The 23603-nt window shown below is 61.3% G+C and carries 21 protein-coding genes; 5 read left to right on the top strand and 16 right to left on the bottom strand.

The features are described from left to right. Window positions 1-40: 40 nt before the first annotated feature. Window positions 41-1390 carry a histidine--tRNA ligase gene (gene hisS, locus AOC05_RS07645; protein ID WP_062006721.1) on the bottom strand — a complete coding sequence of 450 codons (1350 nt, stop codon included), beginning with the start codon at window positions 1388-1390 and terminating at the stop codon, window positions 41-43. Between the two features lie 282 nt (window positions 1391-1672). On the opposite strand from hisS, the gene AOC05_RS07650 reads away from it, so the two are divergent. The 3 genes from AOC05_RS07650 (at window position 1673) to AOC05_RS07660 (ending at window position 4759) form a co-directional block, all read left to right on the top strand. Continuing rightward, the gene (locus AOC05_RS07650) at window positions 1673-2467 is read left to right on the top strand and encodes a peptidylprolyl isomerase (RefSeq protein WP_395939478.1); all 795 of its coding nucleotides are present in this window, start codon (window positions 1673-1675) and stop codon (window positions 2465-2467) included. Between the two features lie 120 nt (window positions 2468-2587). After that, complete coding sequence (locus AOC05_RS07655; RefSeq protein ID WP_062006723.1) at window positions 2588-4081, top strand: DUF349 domain-containing protein; 1494 nt, start codon at window positions 2588-2590, stop codon at window positions 4079-4081. Window positions 4082-4177: 96 nt separating this feature from the next. Next, window positions 4178-4759, top strand: coding sequence for a hypothetical protein (locus AOC05_RS07660; protein ID WP_062006724.1), 582 nt, complete (start codon window positions 4178-4180; stop codon window positions 4757-4759). A 32-nt stretch (window positions 4760-4791) separates the two neighbouring features. On the opposite strand, the gene AOC05_RS07665 is transcribed toward AOC05_RS07660, so the two are convergent. From AOC05_RS07665 to pdxT, 9 genes are all read right to left on the bottom strand, one after another. Next, window positions 4792-7068, bottom strand: coding sequence for a RelA/SpoT family protein (locus tag AOC05_RS07665; RefSeq protein ID WP_230085672.1), 2277 nt, complete (start codon window positions 7066-7068; stop codon window positions 4792-4794). A 280-nt stretch (window positions 7069-7348) separates the two neighbouring features. Next, complete coding sequence (secF, locus tag AOC05_RS07670) at window positions 7349-8341, bottom strand: protein translocase subunit SecF (RefSeq protein WP_062006725.1); 993 nt, start codon at window positions 8339-8341, stop codon at window positions 7349-7351. Next, window positions 8341-10113 carry a protein translocase subunit SecD gene (secD, locus tag AOC05_RS07675; protein ID WP_062006726.1) on the bottom strand — a complete coding sequence of 591 codons (1773 nt, stop codon included), beginning with the start codon at window positions 10111-10113 and terminating at the stop codon, window positions 8341-8343. Before secD ends, secF begins: the two co-directional genes overlap by 1 nt. 93 nt (window positions 10114-10206) lie before the next feature. After that, window positions 10207-10662, bottom strand: coding sequence for a preprotein translocase subunit YajC (locus AOC05_RS07680; protein ID WP_062006727.1), 456 nt, complete (start codon window positions 10660-10662; stop codon window positions 10207-10209). Between the two features lie 129 nt (window positions 10663-10791). Next, window positions 10792-11919, bottom strand: a complete 1128-nt coding sequence (gene ruvB / locus AOC05_RS07685) for a Holliday junction branch migration DNA helicase RuvB (protein ID WP_230085254.1) — start codon at window positions 11917-11919, stop codon at window positions 10792-10794. A 3-nt stretch (window positions 11920-11922) separates the two neighbouring features. Further along, window positions 11923-12555 carry a Holliday junction branch migration protein RuvA gene (gene ruvA / locus AOC05_RS07690; RefSeq protein WP_062006729.1) on the bottom strand — a complete coding sequence of 211 codons (633 nt, stop codon included), beginning with the start codon at window positions 12553-12555 and terminating at the stop codon, window positions 11923-11925. A gap of 77 nt (window positions 12556-12632) precedes the next feature. After that, on the bottom strand, window positions 12633-13220 hold the full coding sequence (gene ruvC, locus AOC05_RS07695) for a crossover junction endodeoxyribonuclease RuvC (RefSeq protein ID WP_062006730.1): 588 nt from the start codon (window positions 13218-13220) through the stop codon (window positions 12633-12635). A 2-nt stretch (window positions 13221-13222) separates the two neighbouring features. Then, window positions 13223-13978: a YebC/PmpR family DNA-binding transcriptional regulator gene (locus tag AOC05_RS07700; RefSeq protein ID WP_062006731.1), complete on the bottom strand. Its 756-nt coding sequence runs from the start codon at window positions 13976-13978 to the stop codon at window positions 13223-13225. Between the two features lie 2 nt (window positions 13979-13980). Next, window positions 13981-14703, bottom strand: a complete 723-nt coding sequence (gene pdxT, locus AOC05_RS07705) for a pyridoxal 5'-phosphate synthase glutaminase subunit PdxT (RefSeq protein WP_062006732.1) — start codon at window positions 14701-14703, stop codon at window positions 13981-13983. A 132-nt stretch (window positions 14704-14835) separates the two neighbouring features. Between pdxT and asnB the strand changes: the two genes are divergently transcribed. Beyond that, window positions 14836-17520 (top strand): asparagine synthase (glutamine-hydrolyzing), encoded by a 2685-nt coding sequence (asnB, locus tag AOC05_RS07710; RefSeq protein ID WP_062006733.1) that lies wholly within the window; start codon window positions 14836-14838, stop codon window positions 17518-17520. Between the two features lie 226 nt (window positions 17521-17746). Then, complete coding sequence (locus tag AOC05_RS07715) at window positions 17747-18313, top strand: GNAT family N-acetyltransferase (RefSeq protein WP_186759686.1); 567 nt, start codon at window positions 17747-17749, stop codon at window positions 18311-18313. On the opposite strand, the gene AOC05_RS20745 is transcribed toward AOC05_RS07715, so the two are convergent. The 6 genes from AOC05_RS20745 to thrS all read right to left on the bottom strand — a co-directional run bounded on the left by AOC05_RS20745 (window position 18292) and on the right by thrS (window position 23565). Beyond that, window positions 18292-18963, bottom strand: coding sequence for a dihydrodipicolinate synthase family protein (locus AOC05_RS20745; RefSeq protein WP_082357838.1), 672 nt, complete (start codon window positions 18961-18963; stop codon window positions 18292-18294). The genes AOC05_RS07715 and AOC05_RS20745 overlap by 22 nt on opposite strands. Then, window positions 18964-19221, bottom strand: coding sequence for a hypothetical protein (locus AOC05_RS07725; protein ID WP_062006736.1), 258 nt, complete (start codon window positions 19219-19221; stop codon window positions 18964-18966). Window positions 19222-19327: 106 nt separating this feature from the next. Beyond that, complete coding sequence (gene pdxS, locus AOC05_RS07730) at window positions 19328-20176, bottom strand: pyridoxal 5'-phosphate synthase lyase subunit PdxS (protein WP_231687225.1); 849 nt, start codon at window positions 20174-20176, stop codon at window positions 19328-19330. Window positions 20177-20336: 160 nt separating this feature from the next. After that, complete coding sequence (pgsA, locus tag AOC05_RS07735; protein WP_062006738.1) at window positions 20337-20963, bottom strand: phosphatidylinositol phosphate synthase; 627 nt, start codon at window positions 20961-20963, stop codon at window positions 20337-20339. Between the two features lie 8 nt (window positions 20964-20971). Next, window positions 20972-21502, bottom strand: coding sequence for an HIT family protein (locus tag AOC05_RS07740; RefSeq protein WP_062009513.1), 531 nt, complete (start codon window positions 21500-21502; stop codon window positions 20972-20974). Window positions 21503-21531: 29 nt separating this feature from the next. Further along, window positions 21532-23565 carry a threonine--tRNA ligase gene (gene thrS, locus AOC05_RS07745; RefSeq protein ID WP_062006739.1) on the bottom strand — a complete coding sequence of 678 codons (2034 nt, stop codon included), beginning with the start codon at window positions 23563-23565 and terminating at the stop codon, window positions 21532-21534. Between the last annotated feature and the right edge of the window lie 38 nt (window positions 23566-23603).

Consider the following 23603-nt stretch of genomic DNA (forward strand, 5'->3'; position numbering starts at 1 on the left):
GGCGCTGCTCGAGGTGGCCGTCCCTGCCAGGAAGGTCCGGCTAGGCGACGAGGATTTGCGCAGTCAGGTCCTCGACGGGCGGCATCCAGGTGACCGGATCGGCCGCCACCTGCTCGCCGGAGCGGATGTCCTTGACCTGATGGGCGCCGGACTCGTCCGTGAACCAGACGTAGGGGATGCCGCGCTTGTCCGCGTACTTGATCTGTTTGCCGAACTTGTCGGCCTTGGCGGCGACCTCGGTGGAGATGCCGCGTGCGCGTAGCGCTGCGGCCACAACCTGTGCGTCCGACCAGCTGTCCTCATCGGCCAGGGTGACAAGGACAGCCGTGGGGACGCTGCGGGAGGCCTTGGCGAATTCCTGGCTGAGGATCCGGGCCACCAGGCGGGTAACGCCGATGGAAAGGCCGACGCCGGGGAACGTGCGGTTGCCCTTGGTGGCGAGGGCGTCGTAGCGCCCGCCGGAGCAGATGGAACCCAGGGCCTCGTGCCCCACCAGCACCGTCTCATAGACGGTGCCGGTGTAGTAGTCCAGGCCACGGGCGATCGACAGGTCCGCCACGACGGAGCCAGGGGCGCTCTTCACCGCGGCCGCGACAACCTGCTGAAGTTCGTTCAGGCCCTCTTCCATGAGCTCGTTAGTGACGCCCAACGCGCGCACAGCAGCCACAAAGGAGGTGTCCTCGGTGCGGATGGAGGCCAGTGCCAAAGCCTGGGCGGCCTGCTCGCCTGTGGCACCCAGCTCATTCTTCAGCAAGGTCGCCACAGCGTCCGCCCCGATCTTTTCCAGCTTGTCGATGCTGCGCAGCACCCCTGCCGTGTCGCTGAGCCCAATGCCGCGGTAGAAGCCTTCGGCCAGTTTCCTGTTGTTGATGCGCAGTTTGAACGCGGGGATCGGCAGGGCGGAGAGCGCCTCAGCGATCACCAGCGCAAGTTCCACGTCGAAGCGGAAGGGAAGTTCGCCGTCGGCCACCACATCGATGTCAGCCTGGGTGAACTCGCGGTAACGTCCCTCCTGGGGCCGCTCGCCGCGCCAGACTTTCTGGATCTGATAGCGGCGGAACGGGAAGGACAGGTAGCCGGCATTTTCCACCACGTAGCGGGCAAAGGGCACCGTCAGGTCAAAGTGCAGGGCCAACTGGTTGGGGTCCTCCTTGCCCCCGGCAGCTGCCGCGTTGCCGTCGTCGTCCTGTAGCCGGGACAGCGCATAAACTTCCTTGTCGATCTCACCCTTGCGCAGCAGGTGGCCAACGGTTTCCACGGCGCGTGTCTCGATTGAACTGAAGCCGTGCAATTCAAAGGTCCGGCGCAGGGTGTCCAGGACGTGCTGCTCTACCAGCCGCTCCGAAGGGAGCCACTCGGTGAAACCTGACAGGGAGGCGTTGCGTGCCATGGGTGGGCTCTCCTAAAACATTGGTGCACCTGGGCCGTGTGCACGAGGGGACACGGGCCTTGGCCTCACACCTCGGCCAGATGCGCATAAATAAAGTCATGATCTGCTCTTCAGGCTGTCAGGGACGCATCGGTAAAACAAATACGCTCTAAAATTAATACATGGGTAAACTGACATCCGGCTGCCATTTTATAAGGTTTCCCCGGCTGCCCCTAACTAGCTCCTGCACCGAACACGGTTGCGCGGGCCCCCACCCTTGAAGAAACGATGGAGAGCTGGCCGTTGGTTAACAGCAAAAAGGACGACCGCGAGGCAAAGGCACGCAGGGCACGCATGCAGGCCAACCAGGAACTGCACCAAACGCAGATTACCCGGCGCAAGCGTGACAATGTGATTGCTGCCGGCGCGATCGTGGTCGCCGTGGGAGTTGCCTGCGTTCTGGCACTGACCGTCTTCACCGGCCCCAAGAATGACGTCGCGGGCGATATCCCCTCGGAAAGCCCCTCGACTTCCGCCAGCCCCACCGCTGTTGAGACGAACAGCCCCACCGTCCCCAACGCCGACACCGCCGCGGGCAAGACCTTCACCGGCACGTTGACCCTGAACGGGCAGCAGCTGGGTGTCAGCCTCGACGGCACCACCGCCGCGCAGGCGTCAGCCGTCTTCAAATCCTTAGCAGATGAGAACTTCTTCGCCGGCAAGGACTGTCACAGGTTGGCCGACTCCGAAAACTTTGGAGTGCTGCAGTGCGGTTCCCTGAACGGGGATGGCAACGGCGACCCCAGCTACCAGTGGGGCCCAGTGGAGAACTCCCCGGCCGACGGCAAATACCCTGCAGGAACCATCGCCGTGGCCCGCGGCCAATCCACCTACAGCAATGGCACCCAGTTCTTTATCACGTTCAAGGACACCATCTTGCCCCAGGACACCGGCGGCTACACGATCGTTGGAAAGCTCACCAGCGGCCTTGACGTTGTCACAGCAATTGCCGACGCCGGCATCGTTCCAGGGGCAAACAGCGCAACCGACGGTGCACCCAAGACACCGGTGACGATAGACTCGTTTACGCTGAACTAAATATCTTGGCCGTACTTTCCCCGCGTGCACCTGCATGCAGGGCAAGCACAGCGATGACCGTGGCCACATCGAATTGTTTATTGACCTGACAGATTTCCCTCCAGCGAAAGACTTTTAGCGGTGACACACAGTCAAGAATCCGACGAAACAACGTCCACCATCACTGACCTTGGACAGGATGTTGCAAAGGTACACGCTCCTGTGATCGAGGTGGAAGAGACGACGCCGCAGGCCCCGGCCACGCCGTCAGCCCCGGCCCGCTCCCCCTCACCGGCCACGTTTGCTGCACGCCCCAAGGCTCCGGGCGCCCCCGCAGCAACACCGGCACCGGCGCCGGTTGCGGCGCCGGTCCCGGCAGTGAACTTGGAAGAGGCCGCCAAATTTGGCCGCGCTGACGACGACGGTCACGTCTTCTTGCTCCTTGATGGGCAGGAATTCCCGGTTGGCCAGTTCCCTGGCGCCAGCAAGGACGACGCTCTGGCGTACTTTGCCCGCAAGTTCGAGGACATCACGGCGGCCATCACCTTGCTGGAGCAGCGGGTTGAGGCCAAGGCCGCCACCGCTGACATGCCCAAGACTCTCGCGCACCTGCGTGAGCAGCTCGGCGAGCGGGTCTCGGTGGGTGACGTCAAGGGCGCACTGGCACGTGTGGACGCCCTCGAGGTGGGTGTCAAGGCTCTGCAGGCCCAGGAACGGGCAAGCCATGAGGCGGCACGTGCGGTTGAGCTGGCAGCCCGTGAGGCGATTGTCGCTGAAGCCGAGGCCGTGGCCGGCGAGGACCCCGCCACCATCTTGTGGAAAGTCAGCAGCGCCCGCATGAACGAACTCTTTGAAGCCTGGAAGCATGCGCAGAAGACCGGCATGCGGTTGGGTAGGGCCACCGAGGAGCAGCTGTGGAAGCGCTTCCGCAGCGCCCGCACCATTTTTGACCGCCACCGCCGCGCCTACTTCTCACAGCTGGATAACAACAACGCCGAGGCAAAGAACGCCAAGGAGGCGTTGATTGCCGCCGCTGAAGAGCTGGCGACCTCTACCGACTGGGGTTTTGCCGCAGGCGAGTACCGGCGCCTCATGGACCAGTGGAAGGCGTCACCTCGCGCCAGTCGAAAGGATGACGACGCGTTGTGGAACCGTTTCCGTGCGGCCCAGGACAAGTTCTTCCAGGCCCGCCAAGGCGCCAATGACGCCATCGATGAGGAGTTTGGCGCCAACCTAGTCGTCAAGGAAGTGCTGCTCACCGAGGCCCAGGCCCTGCTGCCCATCAAGGACCTTGCCTCCGCCAAGAAGAACTTGCAGTCGATCCGTGACCGCTGGGAGGGCGCCGGGAAGGTACCCCGGGCGGACATGGCGCGTATTGAGGCAGCATTCCGTAAGGTTGAGGATGCTCTCAAAGCCGCCGATGAGGACAACTGGCGCCGCAGCGATCCTGAGGCCAAGGCACGCACCAGCAGCGCCTTGAGCCAGTTGGAGGCCACGATCGCTTCCTTGAAGGAGGATCTGGCGAAGGCTGAAAAGGCCGGAGATGCCCGCAAGGTCGCCAAGGCCAGTGAGGCGTTGGCAGCCCGCGAGCTGTGGCTGGAACAGATTCGCAAGGCTGCGGAAGACTTCAGCTAGAAATCTTTTGCTCACATAAAGCCTCCGGGCGCGGGTTGTCCACAATCCGCGCCCGGGGGCCTTTTTTGTGGCTTCCGTTGGGGGCAAGGTGGAGGCATGAGTATTCCGCCGGTGGCAACACCAATTTTGACTCCTGGGTGCGAGTTCACCGTGGCCGAGTTGTCCGCCATGGCCCTGGACGGGGTTTTGGTCAGCGTGTATGGGCTGGCGTTTCGCCCCGTGGCGGAGGCTGAATCCACTTCACTTCGCGCCGCTGCGCTGGCCCACCAGATCCCGGCGGCCCTTGCCGATCGTGCGGCACTGACCCGCCTTTCAGCTGCATGGGTGTATGGTTGCGCACCTGCGCCGGCACTGATTTCCCTGGCGATCAACAGCGCTCACCGCAGCACTGCCCTGCCGTCCCACAGTGGCTGTGTGCTGCATGAGGTCCGGCTGGAGGCGTACGACGTCGAACGCCAAGGGGGTGCGCTGCTCACCAGTGCGGTCCGGACGGCTGTTGACGTGGCCATCCATGAGCGGCCTGAAACCGCCACGGCGGTACTCCGGGCCATGGCGGTCCGCCCAGAACTGTACTGCCCGCTGGGCCGCATCCGTAGCGCCCTGGCTAACACCGTACACAGGCCCGGCAAGCTCCGGGCGCAACAGCTCCTCGAGGACATGCTCAGCCGCGGTGGCTGACTACACGCGTGTCTGACTAGCTCCGTGGATGACTAGACGCGGCGCTGGGTCCCCGAAGTCCTGTAGACGTCGTAGACACCGTCAATGCGGCGCACAGCGTTGAGGACGTGGTGGAGGTACTTGGGGTCGCCCATTTCAAAAGCAAAGCGCGAGACAGCCACCCGGTCGCGGGAGGTGTTGACGCTGGCGGCCAGAATATTCACATGGCTCTCGGCCAGTACCCGTGTCACATCGGAGAGCAGGCTCTTACGGTCAAGGGCTTCCACTTGGATCTCCACCAGGAAAACCCCGGACTGTGTGGGTGCCCAATCGACTTCCACCAGTTTGTCCGGCTCACTCTTGAGGTGCAACAGGTTCGGGCAGTCCTGGCGGTGGACTGACACGCCGGAGCCCTTGGTCACATACCCGGCGATGGGGTCCGGCGGCACGGGGGTGCAACAGCGTGCCAACTTGACCAGCACCTCGCCCACGCCGTGCACTATGACACCGGAGTTTGACACCCTGGAGCGCGTGGTGGAGACGTGCGTGTCAATGGGAGGCGCCGCATCCTCAATGTCATCGTTGACGCCCAAGACGTCACGGAGGCGTTCCATGACGGACTGGGCCGAGGTATGTCCGTCACCCACAGCAGCGTAGAGGCCGGCGATGTCAACATATCTAAAATGCTGGGTGACGGCCATGAGCGCATCATGGGTCATCATCTTTTGTAGTGGCAGGTTCTGCTTGCGCATGGCCTTCGTGAGAAGTTCCTTGCCCTTTTCTATGGACTCTTCGCGGCGTTCCTTACTAAACCACTGCCGAATCTTGTTTCTGGCCCGTGGACTCTTGACAAAGTTCTGCCAATCCTGGCTCGGCCCGGCACCCTCGGCCTTGGAAGTGAAGATCTCCACGGTGTCACCGTGTTCGAGCTCGCTGTTGAGCGGGACCAGCTTGCCGTTGACACGAGCACCGATGGTGCGGTGGCCAACCTCCGTATGGACGGCGTAGGCAAAGTCGACGGGGGTGGAGCCGGCCGGCAGGGAAATCACCTGCCCCTTGGGCGTGTAGACAAACACTTCCCTGGCGTTCATCTCGTACCGCAGGGAATCCAGGAATTCATTAGGATCGGTAGTTTCCTGTTGCCAGTCAACTAGGGTGCGAAGCCAATTCATGTCTTCCTGGCCGGAAACGGTGCTCTTGTTGCCGGTCTTGTATTTCCAGTGCGCTGCCACACCATATTCTGCACGCTGGTGCATCTCGTGGGTGCGGATCTGAATTTCAACCGGTTTGCCGTCGGGCCCGATCACCGTGGTGTGCAGCGATTGGTACATGTTGAACTTGGGCATGGCTATATAGTCTTTGAAACGGCCCGGTAGCGGGTTCCACCGGGCGTGGATGGCACCCAGCGTGGCGTAACAGTCCCGTACTGTGTCGACCAGGATCCGTACACCCATCAAGTCATTGATGTCATCAAAGTCCTTGGCGCGGACAACCATCTTTTGGTATACGGAATAGTAGTGCTTGGGCCGCCCGGTGATCTCGGCCTTGATCTTGGCGGTCTTCAAATCTTCGTTGATTTGGCGCCGAATGACGCTCAAGTGCTTTTCCCGCTCGGGCGAACGGTCTTGGACCATGCGCACCAACTCTTCGTAGACCTTAGGGTACAGGGCGGCAAAAGAGAGATCTTCGAGTTCCCACTTGATCGTGTTCATGCCCAGCCTGTGGGCTAGGGGGGCAAAGATGTCAAGCGTTTCTCTGGCTTTTTTCCCCGAGGATTCAGCCGAGACAAATCGCCAGGTCCGCGCATTGTGCAATCTGTCAGCCAGTTTGATGACAAGCACTCTAATATCCTGGGCCATGGCGATGACCATCTTGCGGACGGTCTCAGCCTGGGCGGACTCCCCAAACTCCACCTTGTCCAGTTTTGTAACACCATCGACAAGTTTGGCGATCTCCTCACCGAACTCCTCACGCAGCTCCGCCAAGGTATAAGACGTGTCCTCTACCGTGTCGTGGAGCAAAGCGGCTGCAAGGGTGGCCCCGCTCATGCCAAGTTCAGCCAGGATGGTGGCAACGGCCACCGGGTGCGTGATATAGGGGTCACCGCTTTTGCGTTTCTGGCCCTCATGAAACTTTTCAGCGACACTGAACGCACGCTGGATGAGCTCAAAATCCTCTTTGGGATTGTTCGCCCGGACAATGCGCAGCATGGGTTCCAAGATGGGCGAGTAGCTTTCGGTGGACCACCCGGTCAGCCGCGCCAGGCGGGACCGCGTCCTTTCGCGACGCCCCGGAAAGGTGGGGCGTACTTCCACGGGATGGCGAGCCAGCTCGTTGCCGGGACCGTTTCCGGTGCCCTTCACCGACTCTTCGTTTGCCAATACCTCATGCGAGGGCGACGGATCGTTCACAACGCATCACCTCCCTCTGTTCCCATTGTGTCCACAGCCCTTTCATAAAAAGGCTTATAGGGCACATGCTTCAAGCATCTCCCTAGTCTAATCCCGGTGCCTTTGCACTTCTGACCAGCCTTGTGCCCGCTGCCGCGCCAAAAAAAGGAAGGCCGGGATATGGATTCCCGGCCTTCCTTGAACACGCTACTGATCGAGGTTATGCGTCTACTGTCTCCGCGCCGCGGCGAGCCTGTACCTTCTTGGCCTGCTTCGCCAGGGCCGGCTCGTTCTGACGCAACCACGCATACATGGGCGCGGCGATGAAGATCGTTGAGAAAGTACTGACGATGATCCCGATGAACAAGGCCAGGGACAAGTCCCGCAGGGTACCGGCACCAAGGAGGAACGCCCCGATGAACAGGATGGACCCCACCGGCAGCACAGCCACCATCATGGTGTTAATGGAGCGGACCAGCGTTTGGTTGACGGCCAAGTTGACCTCTTCACCAAACGTCCGCCGGGTAGAGGTGGCAATGTCGGCCGTATTTTCACGTATCTTGTCAAAGACAACCACTGTGTCGTACAGCGAATAACTCAGAATCGTCAAGAACCCGATGATGGCCGACGGCGTCACCTCAAAGTTGGAGGCAGCGTAGAAACCTGCCGTCACCACCATAACGACCAACAAACCAATAATTGCGGCGATGGACATGCGCCACGTTCGGAAATACAGGGCCATCAGTACTGTGGCAAGCAACACGAAGACGAAGAAGCCGATGATCGCCTGCCGCGAAACGTCCTGCCCCCAGGTGGGCCCAACAAATGTTGAGGTGATGTGTTCCTCGGTAACACCGTAGGCAGCCTTCAGGCTGTCCTTCACCCTCAGGGTCTGGTCATCTGAGAGCCTGTCCGTCTGAACTTGCATGGTGGAACCGGCAATGTTCGTCACCACGGCGACAGTGCCTGGCACCGCCTCAGCAACAGCTTTCTCGCCCAGGGCAGACTCCTTGTGTGCAACATCGGAGATGGTGAACTGTGAACCACCCCGGAACTCAATGCCAAAGTTAAAACCGCCGCCCAGCATGGGAAAAAGGATGGAAAGCAACACGGCAATACCGGCGATGCTGAACCAGATCTTGCGTTTTCCCACAAAATTGTAGGAACGCTCACCCGTGTAAAGCTCATTACCAAAAGTGGCGAAACTCTTCATTATTTGCTCTCCTTGGAGTCGTCACTGGACTCTGACTTCGAGGAACCGGACACCCGGCTACCGGCCATTTGTTCCTGTTTGGCAGCGAGGCGTCGCTCAGCAATTGTTTGGCGGCGTTCTGCTTCACCAGCTGCACGGGCGTTCTTGCTCTTCGAGAAATCGGGGCTGTCCTCGGGTGTGCGGAACCGTCCGGCGCCACGATACAAGGGAACTGCACCGAGCTGTTTGGGATCAAGCCCGGAGAAGTGGTGGCCTTCACCAAAGAACTTGGTACGGGCCAGTAACTGCAAGGTTGGATGCGTGAACATGAAGACCACGATGAGGTCGGCTACGGCCGTCAAACCAAGGGTGAAAGCGAAGCCCTTGACGTTGCCCACGGAGACGAAGTAGAGCACCAGTGAGGCCAAAATATTGACAGCCTTGGAGGCCAAGATGGTGCGCTTGGCACGCATCCAGCCATTTTCGACGGCGGCAATCAGGCCCCTCCCGTCACGAAGCTCATCCCTGACTCGTTCAAAGTAGACGATGAACGAGTCGGCTGTCTGGCCAATGGCCACGATAATCCCCGCTATACCTGCCAGGGAGAGCCGATAGTTTTCCGCCCAACCCAGCAGCACAATGGCCAGGTAGGTCAAGATGCCGGCAATGACCAGGGAGAAGATGGTGACAAGACCGAGGGCACGGTACTGGAACAGGGAGTAGATGACGACCAGGCCCAAACCAATCAGGCCCGCCAACATACCCATTTCTAGTTGTTGCAAACCAAGGGTTGCTGAAATCTGCTCATCAGATTGAATCTCGAAACTGATAGGCAGGGCACCAAACTTCAACTGATCGGCTAGGGCCTTGGCACTGGCCTCCGTGAAGTTTCCGGTAATAGAGGACTGCCCGTCGGTGATGACCGCCATCGACGCCGGGGCGGAGATGACATTTCCGTCCAGAACAATGGCAAATCGTGCCTGGGGATCGTCACGATTGGTCAGGTATTTAGCATTCAGGCGTTGGGTGACTTCCTTGAACGCCTGGGCACCTTCAGGCTTGACCAACGTCAATTGAACCGCCCACGTGTTGGTGGTGACACCTTGGGCGCCGGGCTGTAGGCCATAGGAGGCCGTCTTGATCCACTTGCCGGGAATCTCGACCGGCCCAAGGATGTACTTGACACCGGAGCCGGCCTCGCACGCCACCATGGGTTTGCTGGGGTCGGTCACGGTCGGCAACGGTGTCGTGGGCGCAATGCAGCTGGTCGCCTCAAAGGACTGCATCAAGGCCGCGTCAACCCAGTTGGGGTCGCTGGCGTTCAGCGGTGCCGCTGCCGGCTTAGGCAGCTGGTCCGCTGGTGTGCGAGAGGCCTCGGGCACAGCGCCTGCCGGAGCATTCGTGGAGACGATGACAGGGCGGAAATTCATGTTGGCCGACGCCTTGATGAGATTGCGCTCTTCTGTGGTGGGTACGCCGGGCATCTGAACGACGACGTTCTTGCCACCCTCAGTGGATATCAGCGCCTCAGAAACACCCGATCCGTCAACACGCTGACGGATGATCGACACAGCCTGATCCAATTGTTCGGACGTGATTGCAGCGCCGCCCTCAACTTTGGGCGCCAGAATCATCTGTGTACCGCCCTCAAGATCAAGGCCAAGCTTTGGCGCCCAGGAACTGACTGCTCCTGAAAGCACGCCACCACCTACCGCAAGAGTACAAACAATAATGAGCGCACCAAGCCACAGAAGAGTTCTGCGAGCTGTGGACGTCGGACCAGTTCGTGCCATCAAGGGATCCTTCTATTTGTCACGGGTTCAGTGAACATGGCAAAACTGCCGCGGCCTATCAATGCCCGCAGCAGTTGCCAACTCCGAATAAGGCTAGTTGTCTTTGCTGTTGTCTTTGTTCAAGCGCGCCAACGTCTCTTCAGCCGATTCCGTCGAAGCATCCCGCTTCTCCAGGTCAAGGGTCAAGGAGGAAACATCGTCGGGAATTGAGGCGTTAACATCGTCCATAGGCGCCGTCTCGGGCTCAATGATTTTTGCAACGGTCTGGCTGTGCACTGCCACCGTGACACCCGGGGAGATTTCCAGGTGCAACTTGTTGTTCTCTGCATCTACACCGACAACGTGGCCAAAGAGGCCAAAGTTGGTCATGATGTCTACGCCGGGCGCAAGCTTTGCTTGCTTCTCTTGTGCTGCCGCCTTGGTCTTCTTCTGCTTGCGGAACATCATGAAGATGACGACCCCAAACAAGGCAAACAGTATATAATTCATGGGCTGAAAACCGCCGGACGCGGGGGCCGTACCTTCGGCCAAGATACTACTCAGGGTCACAACAATTTCCATTCCTGTTGACTAGTGGTGTTTACCGGGCGCGAGGACGTGCCGGATGTGGTTACAGTCTAAGGGGTTAAACTGGGTGTCAGGCGTTAATCAAGGAACGACTGGCCGATTTGGGAGGCGCTAGCGATCCCGTTCCTCATATTCCTCGTCGTTAAACGGCAGCATGGCAGCAGCGACTGCGTTGCCTGGCATTTTCAGGCCAAGGTGTTCCCAAGCCGCCGGCATGGCTATGCGGCCACGTGGTGTACGCCCCAACAGCCCTTCACGAACCAGGAACGGTTCAGCCACGGTTTCGACAGTCTCGGGCTCCTCCCCCACAGCAATAGCCAGGGTGGACAAGCCGACAGGGCCGCCATTGAACTTGCTCACCAATGCCATGAGAACCGAGCGGTCCAGACGGTCCAGTCCGCGAACGTCCACCTCATACATGTCCAGGGCCGCCGACGCAGTGCGGGCATCGATGGTTTCCATGCCATGCACCAGCGCCCAGTCACGAACGCGGCGCAGCAGGCGGTTGGCGATACGTGGCGTGCCGCGTGAGCGGCCAGCAATCTCCGCAAATCCAGCGCTCGTCAATTTCAGCTCAAGCATCCCCGCCGAACGTCGCAAGACCAGTTCAATCTCCGCCACGGAGTAAAACTCCAAGTGGCCGGTGAACCCGAACCTGTCCCGCAGCGGGCCGGGCAACAACCCCGCACGGGTGGTGGCTCCCACCAGTGTGAAGGGCGGCAGCTCCAAAGGGATGGCCGTGGCCCCTGCCCCCTTGCCAACAATGATGTCGACGCGAAAGTCCTCCATCGCCATATAGAGCATTTCCTCGGCGGGGCGGGACATTCTGTGGATCTCATCTAAAAACAAGACTTCACCCTCCGAAAGGGAGGACAAAATGGCCGCCAAATCGCCCGCGTGCTGGATGGCCGGGCCGGAGCTTATCCGTAGGGGTGCGTTCATTTCGGCGGCGATAATCATGGCCAACGTTGTCTTGCCCAGGCCAGGGGGGCCCGACATCAACACATGGTCGGCGCTGCGGCCGCGGATCCTGGAGGCTGCCAGGACGAGGGAGAGCTGCTTGCGTACGCGTTCCTGGCCAACAAAGTCATCGAGGTTTTTGGGGCGAAGGGCAGCTTCGAGTTCGCGCTCCTCAGGTGCGGGCACGGGGGCCAGCTCAGCGGCGGGGTGAGGGGCGCCCGTACCACCTCCCAAGGAGATCTGGCCCGGCAGCAGGCCATCGTCATTCATCGCAGCCATGGACTAGCGCATCCGGCTCGACTGGCGGGCACCGTCTTGGCCCAGCCAGCGTAAAGTGGCCCGCAGGATTGCCGCCACGCTTTGGCCCTCCGCAAGCTCCGGCTCGGCCGCGATGGCCGCGTCAATACTCTTGAGGGCATCTTTTTCGTTCCAGCCCAGGCTTGTCATGGCTGCCACCACCTGGTCCTTCCATTCCATGGCGACGGCGGCGGGCGCCTGGGATACGCCAACGCCTGTGGGGACCAGCTTGCCCTTGAGCTCCAAGACAATCCGCCCAGCCACTTTCGGGCCCACGCCGGGGACTTTCGTGAATGCCTTGCCGTCACCGTTCGCCACACCGATCCGGATACTCTCGGGCTCGAGCACCGCCAGGATGGCAAGAGCCAGCCGGGGTCCAATACCACTGACACTGAGCAGGACGTCAAAGACTTCACGTTCTTGGACGTCGGCAAACCCGTATAGGGTCATGGAGTCTTCACGGACGATCATAGACGTGGTCAGACTTGTCTCCTCCCCCAGCCTGAGGCCACCGAGTGTCTTTGGTGTGGCATGGACAAGCATGCCAACACCGTTGACGTCGATCACGGCCTGGGCAAGGGAAAGATGTGCCACCGGCCCGCGGACAAAACTGATCATTGCAACTGCTCCTGACATGCCTCTACCGAACTACCAAACAAGCAACACCCAAGTGTATCGAACATACATACTAACAACTAGCTCCATGTGGCGCCCGGCTTTTCTTTGTTCTTCGTGACCCGCGCCTTCGTCTCGGCGTCGCGCCACAACTGTTGTGCCGCCGTCGTGCCCTGTTTATCCGGCGAGAACGCGTTTCCGCTGCGCCAGGCATGGGCAATGGCCAGGGCCAGTGCGTCGGCGGCGTCCGCTGGCCGGGGAGCCTCGGAGAGGCGCAAAAGTCTGGTGACCATGGCGGTCACCGACGCCTTGTCCGCCCGCCCATTGCCTGTCACGGCCGCCTTGACTTCCGACGGCGTGTGCATCGCCACCGGAATCCCGCGCCTGGCCGCCGCAACCATGACAACTCCCGACACTTGGGCGACGCCCATGACGGTGCTGAGGTTTGTCTGGGCAAAGACCCGTTCGATCGCCAAAACGTCTGGCCTAAACGCCTCCAACCACTGGTCAACGGCATCTGCGATCACCAGCAGCCGGGCGTCCAACAACAATTCATGCGAGCTACCCACCACCCCCACGCCCACCAGGGTGGCCGTACGGTTGGGGGCGACATCTACCACGCCCAGACCGCAACGGGTCAGGCCCGGGTCGACGCCCAGGACACGCAGCGCTAGTCCTCTTCGAGCGCGGCAAGGACCTCCGCGCTGATGTCGGCGTTGGTGTAGATGTTCTGGACGTCGTCAAGGTCTTCCAGTGCATCGTAGAGTTTCATGAACTTGCCGGCGTGCTCCACGTCGAGTTCAACCCGCATCGAGGGGACAAAGCCGGCCTCATCGGTTTCATATTCGATGCCAGCCTCAGCGAGGGCGGCACGAATGGCGGGCAGGTCCGCAGTGTCACAGACAATCTCAAAGTTCTCGCCCTCGTCCTTGACTTCCTCGGCCCCGGCTTCCAGCACGGCCATGAGCAGGTCGTCCTCGGTGAGGCCATTCTTGGGCAATCCAACAATGCCCTTGCGGGTGAACATGTACGCCACCGAGCCGGGGTCGCCCATGTTGCCGCCATTGCGTCCCACGGCCAGACGAACCTCGGAAGCGGCACGGTTCTTATTGTCTGTGAGGCACTCGATCAGGATCGCCGTGCCCTGGGGTCCGTAGCCTTCGTACATGATGGTCTGGTACTCCACGGCCTCGCCGAGTAGGCCTGCGCCACGCTTGATGGCACGCTCAATGTTGTCCGCCGGCACGGAGGTTTTCTTGGCCTTGGTGACAGCCAATTCCAGTGCCGGGTTGCCTTGGAGGTCAGCTCCGCCACCGCGGGCGGCAACTTCAATAGTTTTGATCAGTTTGGCGAAGGACTTCGCGCGGCGGCTGTCAAGAATCGCTTTTTTGTGCTTGGTTGTTGCCCATTTGGAGTGGCCTGACATGGTTACGCTTCTCCTCTAATCATTCGGATAAACAGTTCATGGATGCGGCGCTCACCCGTCACTTCCGGGTGGAACGAAGTGGCCAACAAATGCTGTGAACGAACGGCTACCGCACGGACTTCTGCCACAATTCTATCGTTTTGTGCCCCTGCCTGCGTTGCGCCCTCCGTGGCAGCGCGCTTTTCCACACTGGCCAGCACCTGCACCGACGCTCCGACCCGCTCCACCCAGGGCGCCCGGATGAAGACCGCGTGGACAGGGGTTTCGGCCTCCCCTACGGGGGCAAGCCCCGTAAAGTCCAGGGCCGTTTCAAAGGAATCGACCTGCCGGCCAAACGCGTTGCGTCGGACCGTAATATCCAGCCCGCCCAGTGTTTGCTGGGCGTTGCCGTCCCTGTCCTTGGCAGGATCGGCGATCTCGTTGGCGAGCAAGATCATGCCGGCGCAGCTGCCATACACGGGCAACCCTGCGGCTATGCGATCACGCAACGGATCGCGCAGGCCAAAGATCCGGGTCAGCTTGTCGATGGTGGTCGATTCGCCGCCGGGCAGGATCAAGCCGTCCACGGCAGCCAATTCGGACGGGCGCCGGACGCTGGTCACCGCCGCGCCGCACGCTTGAACCGCCCGGGCGTGTTCGCGCACGTCGCCCTGCAGGGCCAAAATGCCTATCAGCGGCTGTTTGCGGGTGGTGGATGACTGGTTTTCGGGGTTGTTCTCGCTCACTTTCCCATCATAGGTGGGCGCAATCTCACACGATGCACTTCTGGCACTCGCCGCACCTCTTGGCGGGGTGCCAAGCCACAAGCCGGTAGCATTGTGCGAGGACTGACGTACTAAAGATGAGGTAAACCAAGTATGTGCGGAATCGCCGGTTACTACGGTTACGGGACAGATGAAACGCTCCTGCAGGAGATGAACGCGTGCATTGTGCACCGCGGCCCCGACGGTGAGGGCATCTACACGCATGGCAACGTGGGACTGGCGCACCGCCGCCTGTCCATCATCGACGTGGCCCACGGCCAGGAACCCATGTATAGCGCGGACGGTGAAACCGTGCTCGTCTACAACGGTGAGGTCTACAACTACCTTGACCTGCGTGCAGAGCTTGAGGCCCTGGGCAGGACGTTCAGCACCAAGTCCGACACCGAGGTGGTCCTCCAATCCTACGAGGAGTGGGGTGACGCCGCGTTCGATAAGTTCAACGGCATGTTTGGCTTTGCCATCCACGACCGCAAGAACAACCGTCTGGTCCTGGCGCGCGACCACTTCGGTATCAAGCCGCTGTACTACGCCACCGCTGGCACGGCACAGGCCCCCACCTTGCTGTTTGGCTCGGAGATCAAGCCGCTGCTGGCCGCGTCCAAGATCGACACGGCCGTCAATGAGCGGATCCTGTTCCGCTACCTGCAGTTCCGCATCCATGATGAGGAAGCAGAAACCTTCTTTGAAGGCGTCCACAAGCTCATGCCCGGTGAGAAGCTGGTCCTGAGCACGGTGGACAGCGAAGCCGGTCCCGCCGGCACCATCACCATCTGCCCGTACACCCGGTTCAAAGAAGAACTGGCCGAACTGGCCAAGATCGAGACCCCCTACTCACAGGCGGTCATTGCCGAGTACCGGGAGCGGTTCACCGAGGGCGTGCGCCTGCGCCTTCAGTCAGAGGTCCCGGTCGGGACCGCACTGTCGGGCGGACTGGACTCCTCCGCCGTCGTCGTGACCATCAACAAGCTCATGCAGGAGAAAGCCGCGGCCACCGATTCACTCGGTGCGCAGCAGCAGACGTTCTCCGCGGTGTTCCCGAACTCGCTCAATGACGAGGAAAAGTACGCCGACGCCGTGCTGGCCCGCTGCGAGGGCAATGTCATCAGCCACAAGATCCGCCCGCAAGCCTCCGAGTTCGTGCAGGACCTGGAGGACTTTGTGCGCACCATGGAAGAGCCCATCATCTCCTCCGGCCCATACGCCCAGTACCAGGTCATGCGTGAGGCCTCCAAGCACGTCAAAGTCCTCCTTGACGGCCAAGGTGCCGACGAGATGATGGCCGGCTACATCCCGTACTATTTCGCGTACCTGCGCCAGCTGAAGAAGAACGGCCAGAACACCAAGCTAGCCAAGGAACTCGTTTCAAGCTCGGACATCTTGTTCCGCCTGGCCCGGTTCCGCATCCAGGGCGCCCTGACCTTCAAGAAGGCCGCCGGGATCACCCCGCTATTGAACAAAAAGTTCACGGCCAAGTACAAGTCCGAGACGTTCTCCAATATCCCGGACAACCTGAAGCTACGCCTCATTGACGACCTCTTCCACAAGTCCTTGCCGGCCGTGCTCCGCTACGAGGACAAGAACACCATGCGTTTCTCCCTGGAAGGCCGTGTGCCCTTCCTGGACAAGGAAGTGGTGAAGTTCCTCTTCAGCCTCTCCGATGAGTCCATCATCAAGGGCGGCTGGAACAAGCGCATCCTCCGGGACGCCACCCGCGAACTGTTGCCGGAAATGATCAGCAACCGCCGCAACAAGATCGGCTTCACCACCCCGGAAGCCGAATGGTTTGGCTTGATGCAGGAAAAGATCTACGAAATCTTCCTTTCCTCCTCCTTCGGCTCACGCCCGTACTGGAACCAAGACGCCGTCATTTACGCCTTCGAGGAATACCTCAGCGGCAAGTCCGCCGGCTCCACCATGGTCTTCTGGCGCCTGATCAACACCGAGCTGTGGCTGCGCGAATTCTTCGACGAGCCGGCCGTCTTGGCAGGCATTGAGGGCAAGAGCGACTATGTCCCCAACGCCGACAAGAACCTGGACATCACGGTTCCGGACGATGCTGGCACCTTCCGCCGCTACCCGTTGCGCACCGAGGTCTTCTTCAAGGAAACCGACTTCGACCCCGCCGTCATGAAATACGTCAAGCGCTTCTTCGACGGGCTTCCCGACGCCGGCACAGAGCACCTGGCTGCCACCTCCGACACCCCGTGGTACTTGTTTGTCTCGGAGAAGATCGTGGCCATGACTCAGGGCCGGTCCATTCCGGTCTGGGACATCAAGGTCTCCAACGCGGCCCGCTTCTTTAGCAAGTTCGTCACCCGCAACCCCGGCGGCATCGGCCTGGCCAGTCCCTGGTCCATGCAGCTGGCCATCGACGAGGTGGGCCTGCCCCGCATCATGTATGCCTCCGCCCGCAGTGTCCTGGGCAAGCTGCAAGGCAAGTCGGGGGTCTTCTACGAGGTGGTGGGGCACAACATCAACGCGATCGACGGTGCCGCCGGCTACCAGGTGGGCACCTCCACCCACTCGGTGAAATATGCGCCCCTGGACCCCGACGGCGTCGCGGCCCGGCTCAGTGCCCTGGTGAAGGAGCTGGTGCCGGCCGAATACGCCGCCACCTTCGCCGGGACCGCCATCATGGACGCCAACGACCTCGGCGTGGTGGCCCTGGGCCACGACACCAAGCTGTCCAAGACGGTGCTGGAAAACATCTTCCGCGACAACCCGCAGGGGCAGACCACCGAGACGACCCCCATGTCGCTGGTGTTCACCCAGAAGTAGCTCCAACCCCAGCAGGAACGACGGCGGAACCCGGATCCCGCCGTCGTTCCTGCTTAATGTCCCAGCCTGTAATACACGACGAAAGACTCTCATGGTCACCCTTGCCGACTGCCAGCGAACCCAACATGCCTGGTTCAAGGCGTTGGCGGCTGCCACAGGAGGGCGTTCGTTTAGCACTCACCGGATGGAATGGGTGTGGCTACCACGGACCAAGGAGATGCTGTGCATGTTCCCCACGGAAATCAATGAAACGGGGTTGCTGCCAGCCCTGGCCGAGGCCGAACGCCGCGGCGCCGCCGTGGTGGGTGTGTGGCTCAATGCCGCCGTGAAGGGCGCCATGCTGGCCGAATACCGTTTCGAGCCGGGGTGGCAGCCCTGGTGGATGACGCTGCCGTTGGACTTGGAGAGGGTGGCGGCGTCGGGGGACGCTGACACCCGGGTGAGCATCAACAACCCGGCCGGGGAGGTGTGTGTCCTGGAACCCCGCCAGGCCTGGCTTGGCACCGCCCGGGTGGACGGCGACTGGGCCGGGCAGTCATACGTGTTCATGCCGCCCGCCGAGCGCAAGAAAAACCTGGCCGGCATCTTTGACCTGCAGGTGGCTCCCGAGCACCGCCGCAAGGGCCTTGGCACGCAGCTGTTGGACAAGCTTTCGGAAACCGCGTTCGACGCCGGCGCCGAACATCTGCTGCTGAACGCCACCCCCGAGGGCCAAAGGCTATTCAGGAACTACGGATTCGAGCTCATCGGTAAGGGCCAGACCTGGTGGTATCACCTGCCGAGGCAGCCCTGAGACGCCGTCTCACCTTTGACGGGGCACAGGCTACGGCTTGATTGCACAGCGCAAAAGCGCGAATTCTTCCTTGGTGGCAGTGGCAAAGGGACCCCGGGGGCCGTCCGTGGAGAGACCCAAACAGTTTGCAAGGCCGTGGAGCGCCCCCACGGCATGGGGCAACTTCGACAATGCCAAGGCAACGGTTTGCAGGCGGTCCAGTTCGGGGCCTTGGGCGCTTCCGGAAAGGGCTTTGCGCCACACCTGCACGTAGTGTCCGGCAACAGGGCGGCCATGCCACTATGCCAGGCACCGACGCCGGGCAGTTGGGCAAGCAACTGGACATCGGAGCTCAGCCCGATCAAGAACGCGGCACCCACGGAGTCCCGCAACTGCTGTACACGGCCCGCTATGTCCTCCCGCCGCATGGTTTCCTTCACGGCCACCACAGTGGCGTTCTCTGCCAGGAACGCGAGGGTTTGGGGTCTGAGGTCGTACCGCGTCTGGAGCGGCTTGTTGTAAAAGCAGACGGGCAGACTGGTACTTTCAGCCACCGCCGCGAACAGCGACCTAACTTCCCCGTCCGACAACGGCAAATAAGCAAATGGTGCCAGCAAGAGCCCGTTGGGCGTCCTTGGCCAAGTGCCCCACCTCCCTGGTGGAGGCGGCACTCACCGCTGCATAGACCGGCAACCGTAGTCCACTCGTTTCACCGGCCCTGGCAGCTTCAACTGCCGTTTCCACGACGGTATTCCGCTCACCCCGGTCGAAGGTGACCCCTGCCCCGAAGTTGCCAGAACGGTGACCGCCGAAACCCCGGCCGCGGCCGCGTTGCGCACAAGGCCGGTCAAGGCACCCAGCTTGGGTTCGCCGTCGTGCGTCACGAAGGTGATGGGATAGGCGAGAAGGCCTGTGAATGTCTGTGTCACTAGGAAGCTCCCTAGGAGAAGGAAAGTGTGCACAGCGTAAACAGTTGAGGGAGAAATGAATCTCCCTCAACTGTTTACGCAGGAGGCGATACGGGGTTGGTAGGTGTTACCAGCCGCGCTCGGAAAGCCGGTGCGGCTCCGGCAGGTCGGCGACGTTGATGCCTACCATGGCCTCGCCCAGGCCGCGGGATACTTCGGCAATGACGGCCGGGTCGTCGTAGAAAGTGGTGGCCTTCACCACGGCGGCGGCACGCTGGGCCGGGTTGCCGGACTTGAAAATGCCCGAGCCAACGAACACGCCGTCGGCGCCAAGCTGCATCATCATGGCGGCGTCGGCCGGCGTGGCGATGCCACCGGCGGTGAACAGCACCACCGGGAGCTTGCCCGTCGCGGCAATCTCCTTGACGAGTTCGTATGGGGCCGAAAGTTCCTTGGCGGCAACGTACAGCTCGTCCTCGGGCAGCGCCGCCAGCGCGGCGATCTGAGCGCGGATCTTGCGCATGTGGCCGGTGGCGTTGGAGACGTCGCCGGTGCCGGCCTCACCCTTGGAGCGGATCATGGCAGCACCTTCGTTGATGCGGCGCAGGGCCTCACCCAGGTTGGTGGCGCCGCAGACAAAAGGAACCTTGAAGTTCCACTTGTCGATGTGGTGCTCGTAGTCGGCCGGGGTCAACACCTCGGACTCGTCCACGAAGTCCACGCCGAGGGATTCCAGGACCTGGGCTTCAACGAAGTGACCAATGCGGGCCTTGGCCATGACGGGGATGGACACGGCGGCGATGATGGCGTCAATCATGTCCGGGTCGCTGGCGCGTGAAACGCCGCCCTGGGCGCGGATGTCGGCGGGCACGCGCTCCAGCGCCATGACGGCGACGGCACCGGCATCTTCGGCAATCTTGGCCTGCTCAACATTGACAACGTCCATGATGACGCCGCCCTTGAGCATGTCCGCCATGCCTCGCTTGACTCGGTTACTGCCGGTTACGGGTACTGCTTCGGGTGTTGACACAAAAAACCCCTCTGGGAAGGAACAGTATATGAAAGCCCGCAAACGTGATCCGTCGCACGGGCTGGCTAGAGTCTATTCCGGGGCTCAGAGGGGATAAAAACTGCTGTTACTGTCCGTTGAGAGATTCCGCTGCCAGCGCCTGGCTGCGCACCGTAGCCACCCGCTGAAACACCGTAACAAGGCTTGCCAGTGCTAGCAGGACAAGCACGACGGCGAGCACGGCTTCAGGGATGCCCAGCCCTACCAGCCCGGTCGCCACCAGCACCACCACCAGCCTGTCGGAGCGTTCGGCGATGCCGACGTTGGCGCTCATACCCAGGCCTTCGGCACGGGCCTTGGAGTAGGAGACGATCGAGCCAAGCACCAGACAGGTCAGCGCCATGGCGGCGATGAGGTGGTTGTTTCCACCGGTGTAGAACCAGATCACGATGCCAGCAAACACCGCCCCATCACCCACCCTGTCAAGGGTGGAATCCAGGAAGGCGCCCCATTTTCCGGAGCGGCCCAACATGCGCGCCATGAGCCCATCAATGATGTCCGAGAAGACAAACACGGTGATGACCACGGTGCCCCAGAACAGCTCCCCCAAGGGATAGCCAATGAGTGCGCCGGCGGCAACGCCAAGCGTGCCAATGATGGTGACCGCGTCAGGCGAAACTTTCAGGCGCACCAGCAGCGCCGCAACCGGTGTGAAGATGGCTGCAAAGAGTGCACGGGCATACTTGTTAAGCATCAAAAACCCTATTCGACGGTGTTCCAGGCGTTGGCGACCTGTTCGCGCACATCACCCAAGGTTTGGGTGATGGCTTTGGTGCCGGCGATGATTGGTAGGAAATTTCCGTCCCCACCCCAGCGGGGCACAATGTGTTGATGCAGGTGCGCGGCAATGCCGGCACCCCCGGTCACCCCTTGGTTCATGCCCAGGTTGAATCCCGAGGAGTTCGCAACAGCCCGCAACACCCGCATAGCCTGCTGCGTCAGTGCCGCAAACTCGGCTGTTTCAGCCACTGTCAGGTCTGTGTAGTCGGGGACATGGCGGTAGGGGCAAACCAGCAGGTGTCCGGGGTTGTAGGGGAACAGGTTCAGCACCACGTAGGCCAGCTCGCCCCGGTAAACAATGAGTGATTGTTCGTTGCTGCGTGAGGGCGCCTCACAGAACGGGCAGTCGTGGGTGCCCGTGACCTGCTCACCGTTTTTGACATAGGCGAGCCGGTGCGGCGTCCAGAGCCGCTGGAAGGCATCAGGAACTCCTGGGAGTTCAAAATCATCCATCACCGGCCCGGACGCCCCACCGAGTTCACTCACGCTGTACGGTTCCTGACTGCTTCGACGATCCGCGATACTGCCTCTTCAACGGGTACCCCGTTGTCCTGGCTGCCGTCGCGGAAACGGAAGGAGACCGCGTTGGCGTCGGCGTCGTCCCCGCCGGCGATCAGCACAAACGGAACCTTGTCCTTGCTGGCGGTGCGGATCTTCTTTGGGAAACGGTCGCTGGAGATGTCCACCTCGGCACGGATGCCCGCCTTCTTCAACTGGGCGACGACGTCGAACATGTAGTCGTTGAACGCCTCGGCCACCGGGATGGCCACCACCTGTACGGGTGAGAGCCAGGCCGGGAACGCGCCGGCGTAATGCTCGGTCAGCACGCCCATGAAACGCTCCACCGAGCCGAACAAGGCGCGGTGGATCATGACGGGGCGCTGGCGGGAGCCGTCTGCCGCCTGGTATTCCAGCTCAAAGCGCTCCGGCAGGTTGAAGTCGAGCTGGATGGTGGACATCTGCCAGGTGCGGCCCAGGGCATCCTTGGCCTGCACCGAGATCTTGGGGCCGTAGAACGCGGCGCCCCCGGGATCGGCGACCAGTTCCAGCCCGGAGGCTTCGGCAACCTCGGCGAGTGTCGCGGTTGCCTCCTCCCAGATGGCGTCCTCACCCACAAACTTATCCGGATCCTTGGTGGACAGTTCCAGGTAGAAGTCGTTCAGGCCGTAGTCCTTGAGCAAGGAAAGGACAAAGTTCAGCGTCTCGGTGAGCTCGTCCTTCATCTGTTCCTTGGTGCAGTAGATGTGGGCGTCGTCCTGGGTCATGCCGCGCACGCGGGTCAGGCCGTGGACCACACCAGACTTTTCGTAGCGGTAGACCGAGCCGAATTCGAACAGGCGTAGCGGAAGTTCCCGGTAGGAGCGCCCGCGAGAACGGAAGATCAAGTTATGCATGGGGCAATTCATGGGCTTGAGGTAGTAGTCCTGGCCGGGCTTGCGCACCGTGCCATCCTCATTCAGTTCCGCATCCACGTGCATGGGGGGGAACATGCCGTCGCGGTACCAGTCCAGGTGGCCGGAGACCTCGTACAGGTTGGCCTTGGTGATGTGCGGGGTGTAGACAAAGTCATAGCCGGCCTCAACGTGGCGCTGGCGCGAGTAGTCTTCCATCTCCTTGCGGATGATCCCACCCTTGGGGTGGAACACGGGCAGGCCGGATCCCAGCTCGTCGGGGAAGGAGAACAAGTCAAGTTCCACACCGAGCTTGCGGTGGTCGCGACGTTCGGCCTCGGCAATGCGTTCCTGGTACGCCTTCAGAGCATCCTTGGTGGGCCACACCGTGCCGTAGATGCGCTGCAGCTGCTGGTTGTTCTGGTTACCCAGCCAGTAGGCGGCGGAGCTGCGCGTCAGCGCGAACGCGTTGGAGATCAACTTGGTGTTTTGCAGGTGCGGGCCGCGGCACAGATCGCACCACACTTCTTCACCGCTCTTACGGTCAATATTGGCGTAAATGGTGATGTCACCGGCACCCACCTCGACGTTCACGCCCTCGGCGGTCTCGGCAGTGTCATCGTTTTTTTTGCCCAGCAGCTCCAGCTTGTAGGGCTCGTTGGCCATGGCCTCGCGGGCCTGATCCTCGGAGACCACGCGGCGGGCAAATTTTTGGTTTTGGTTGACGATCTTGAGCATCATCTTCTCAAGGGTCTTCAAGTCATCGGGGGTGAACGGCTCTGCCACATCGAAATCGAAGTAGAAGCCGTCGGTGATGTACGGGCCAATGCCCAGCTTGGCGTCGGGGCGCAATGCCTGCACTGCCTGGGCCATGACGTGGGCGGTGGAGTGGCGCAGTACGTCCAAGCCGTCCGGGGAATCTATGGTCACGCCCTCAACGAGTGCACCCTCCGCCAGTGGCTGGTCAAGGTCCTTCAGGACCCCGTCCACCCGGGCAACAACTACCTCGCGGCGCTCGAAGAACAGTTCCGCGCCGGTGGTGCCGGTGGCCACCGTCGTCGCAACGCCCTCGACATTGATGGTGATCTGTGTATCCACTGGCACGGTAACTCCTTGATTTGTCATGTGCGGCTCCTTGTTTAAGCAACATACGGGGGTTGCTG

It is taken from the genome of Arthrobacter alpinus, from assembly GCF_001294625.1.
Classification (GTDB): Bacteria; Actinomycetota; Actinomycetes; order Actinomycetales; family Micrococcaceae; genus Specibacter; species Specibacter alpinus_A.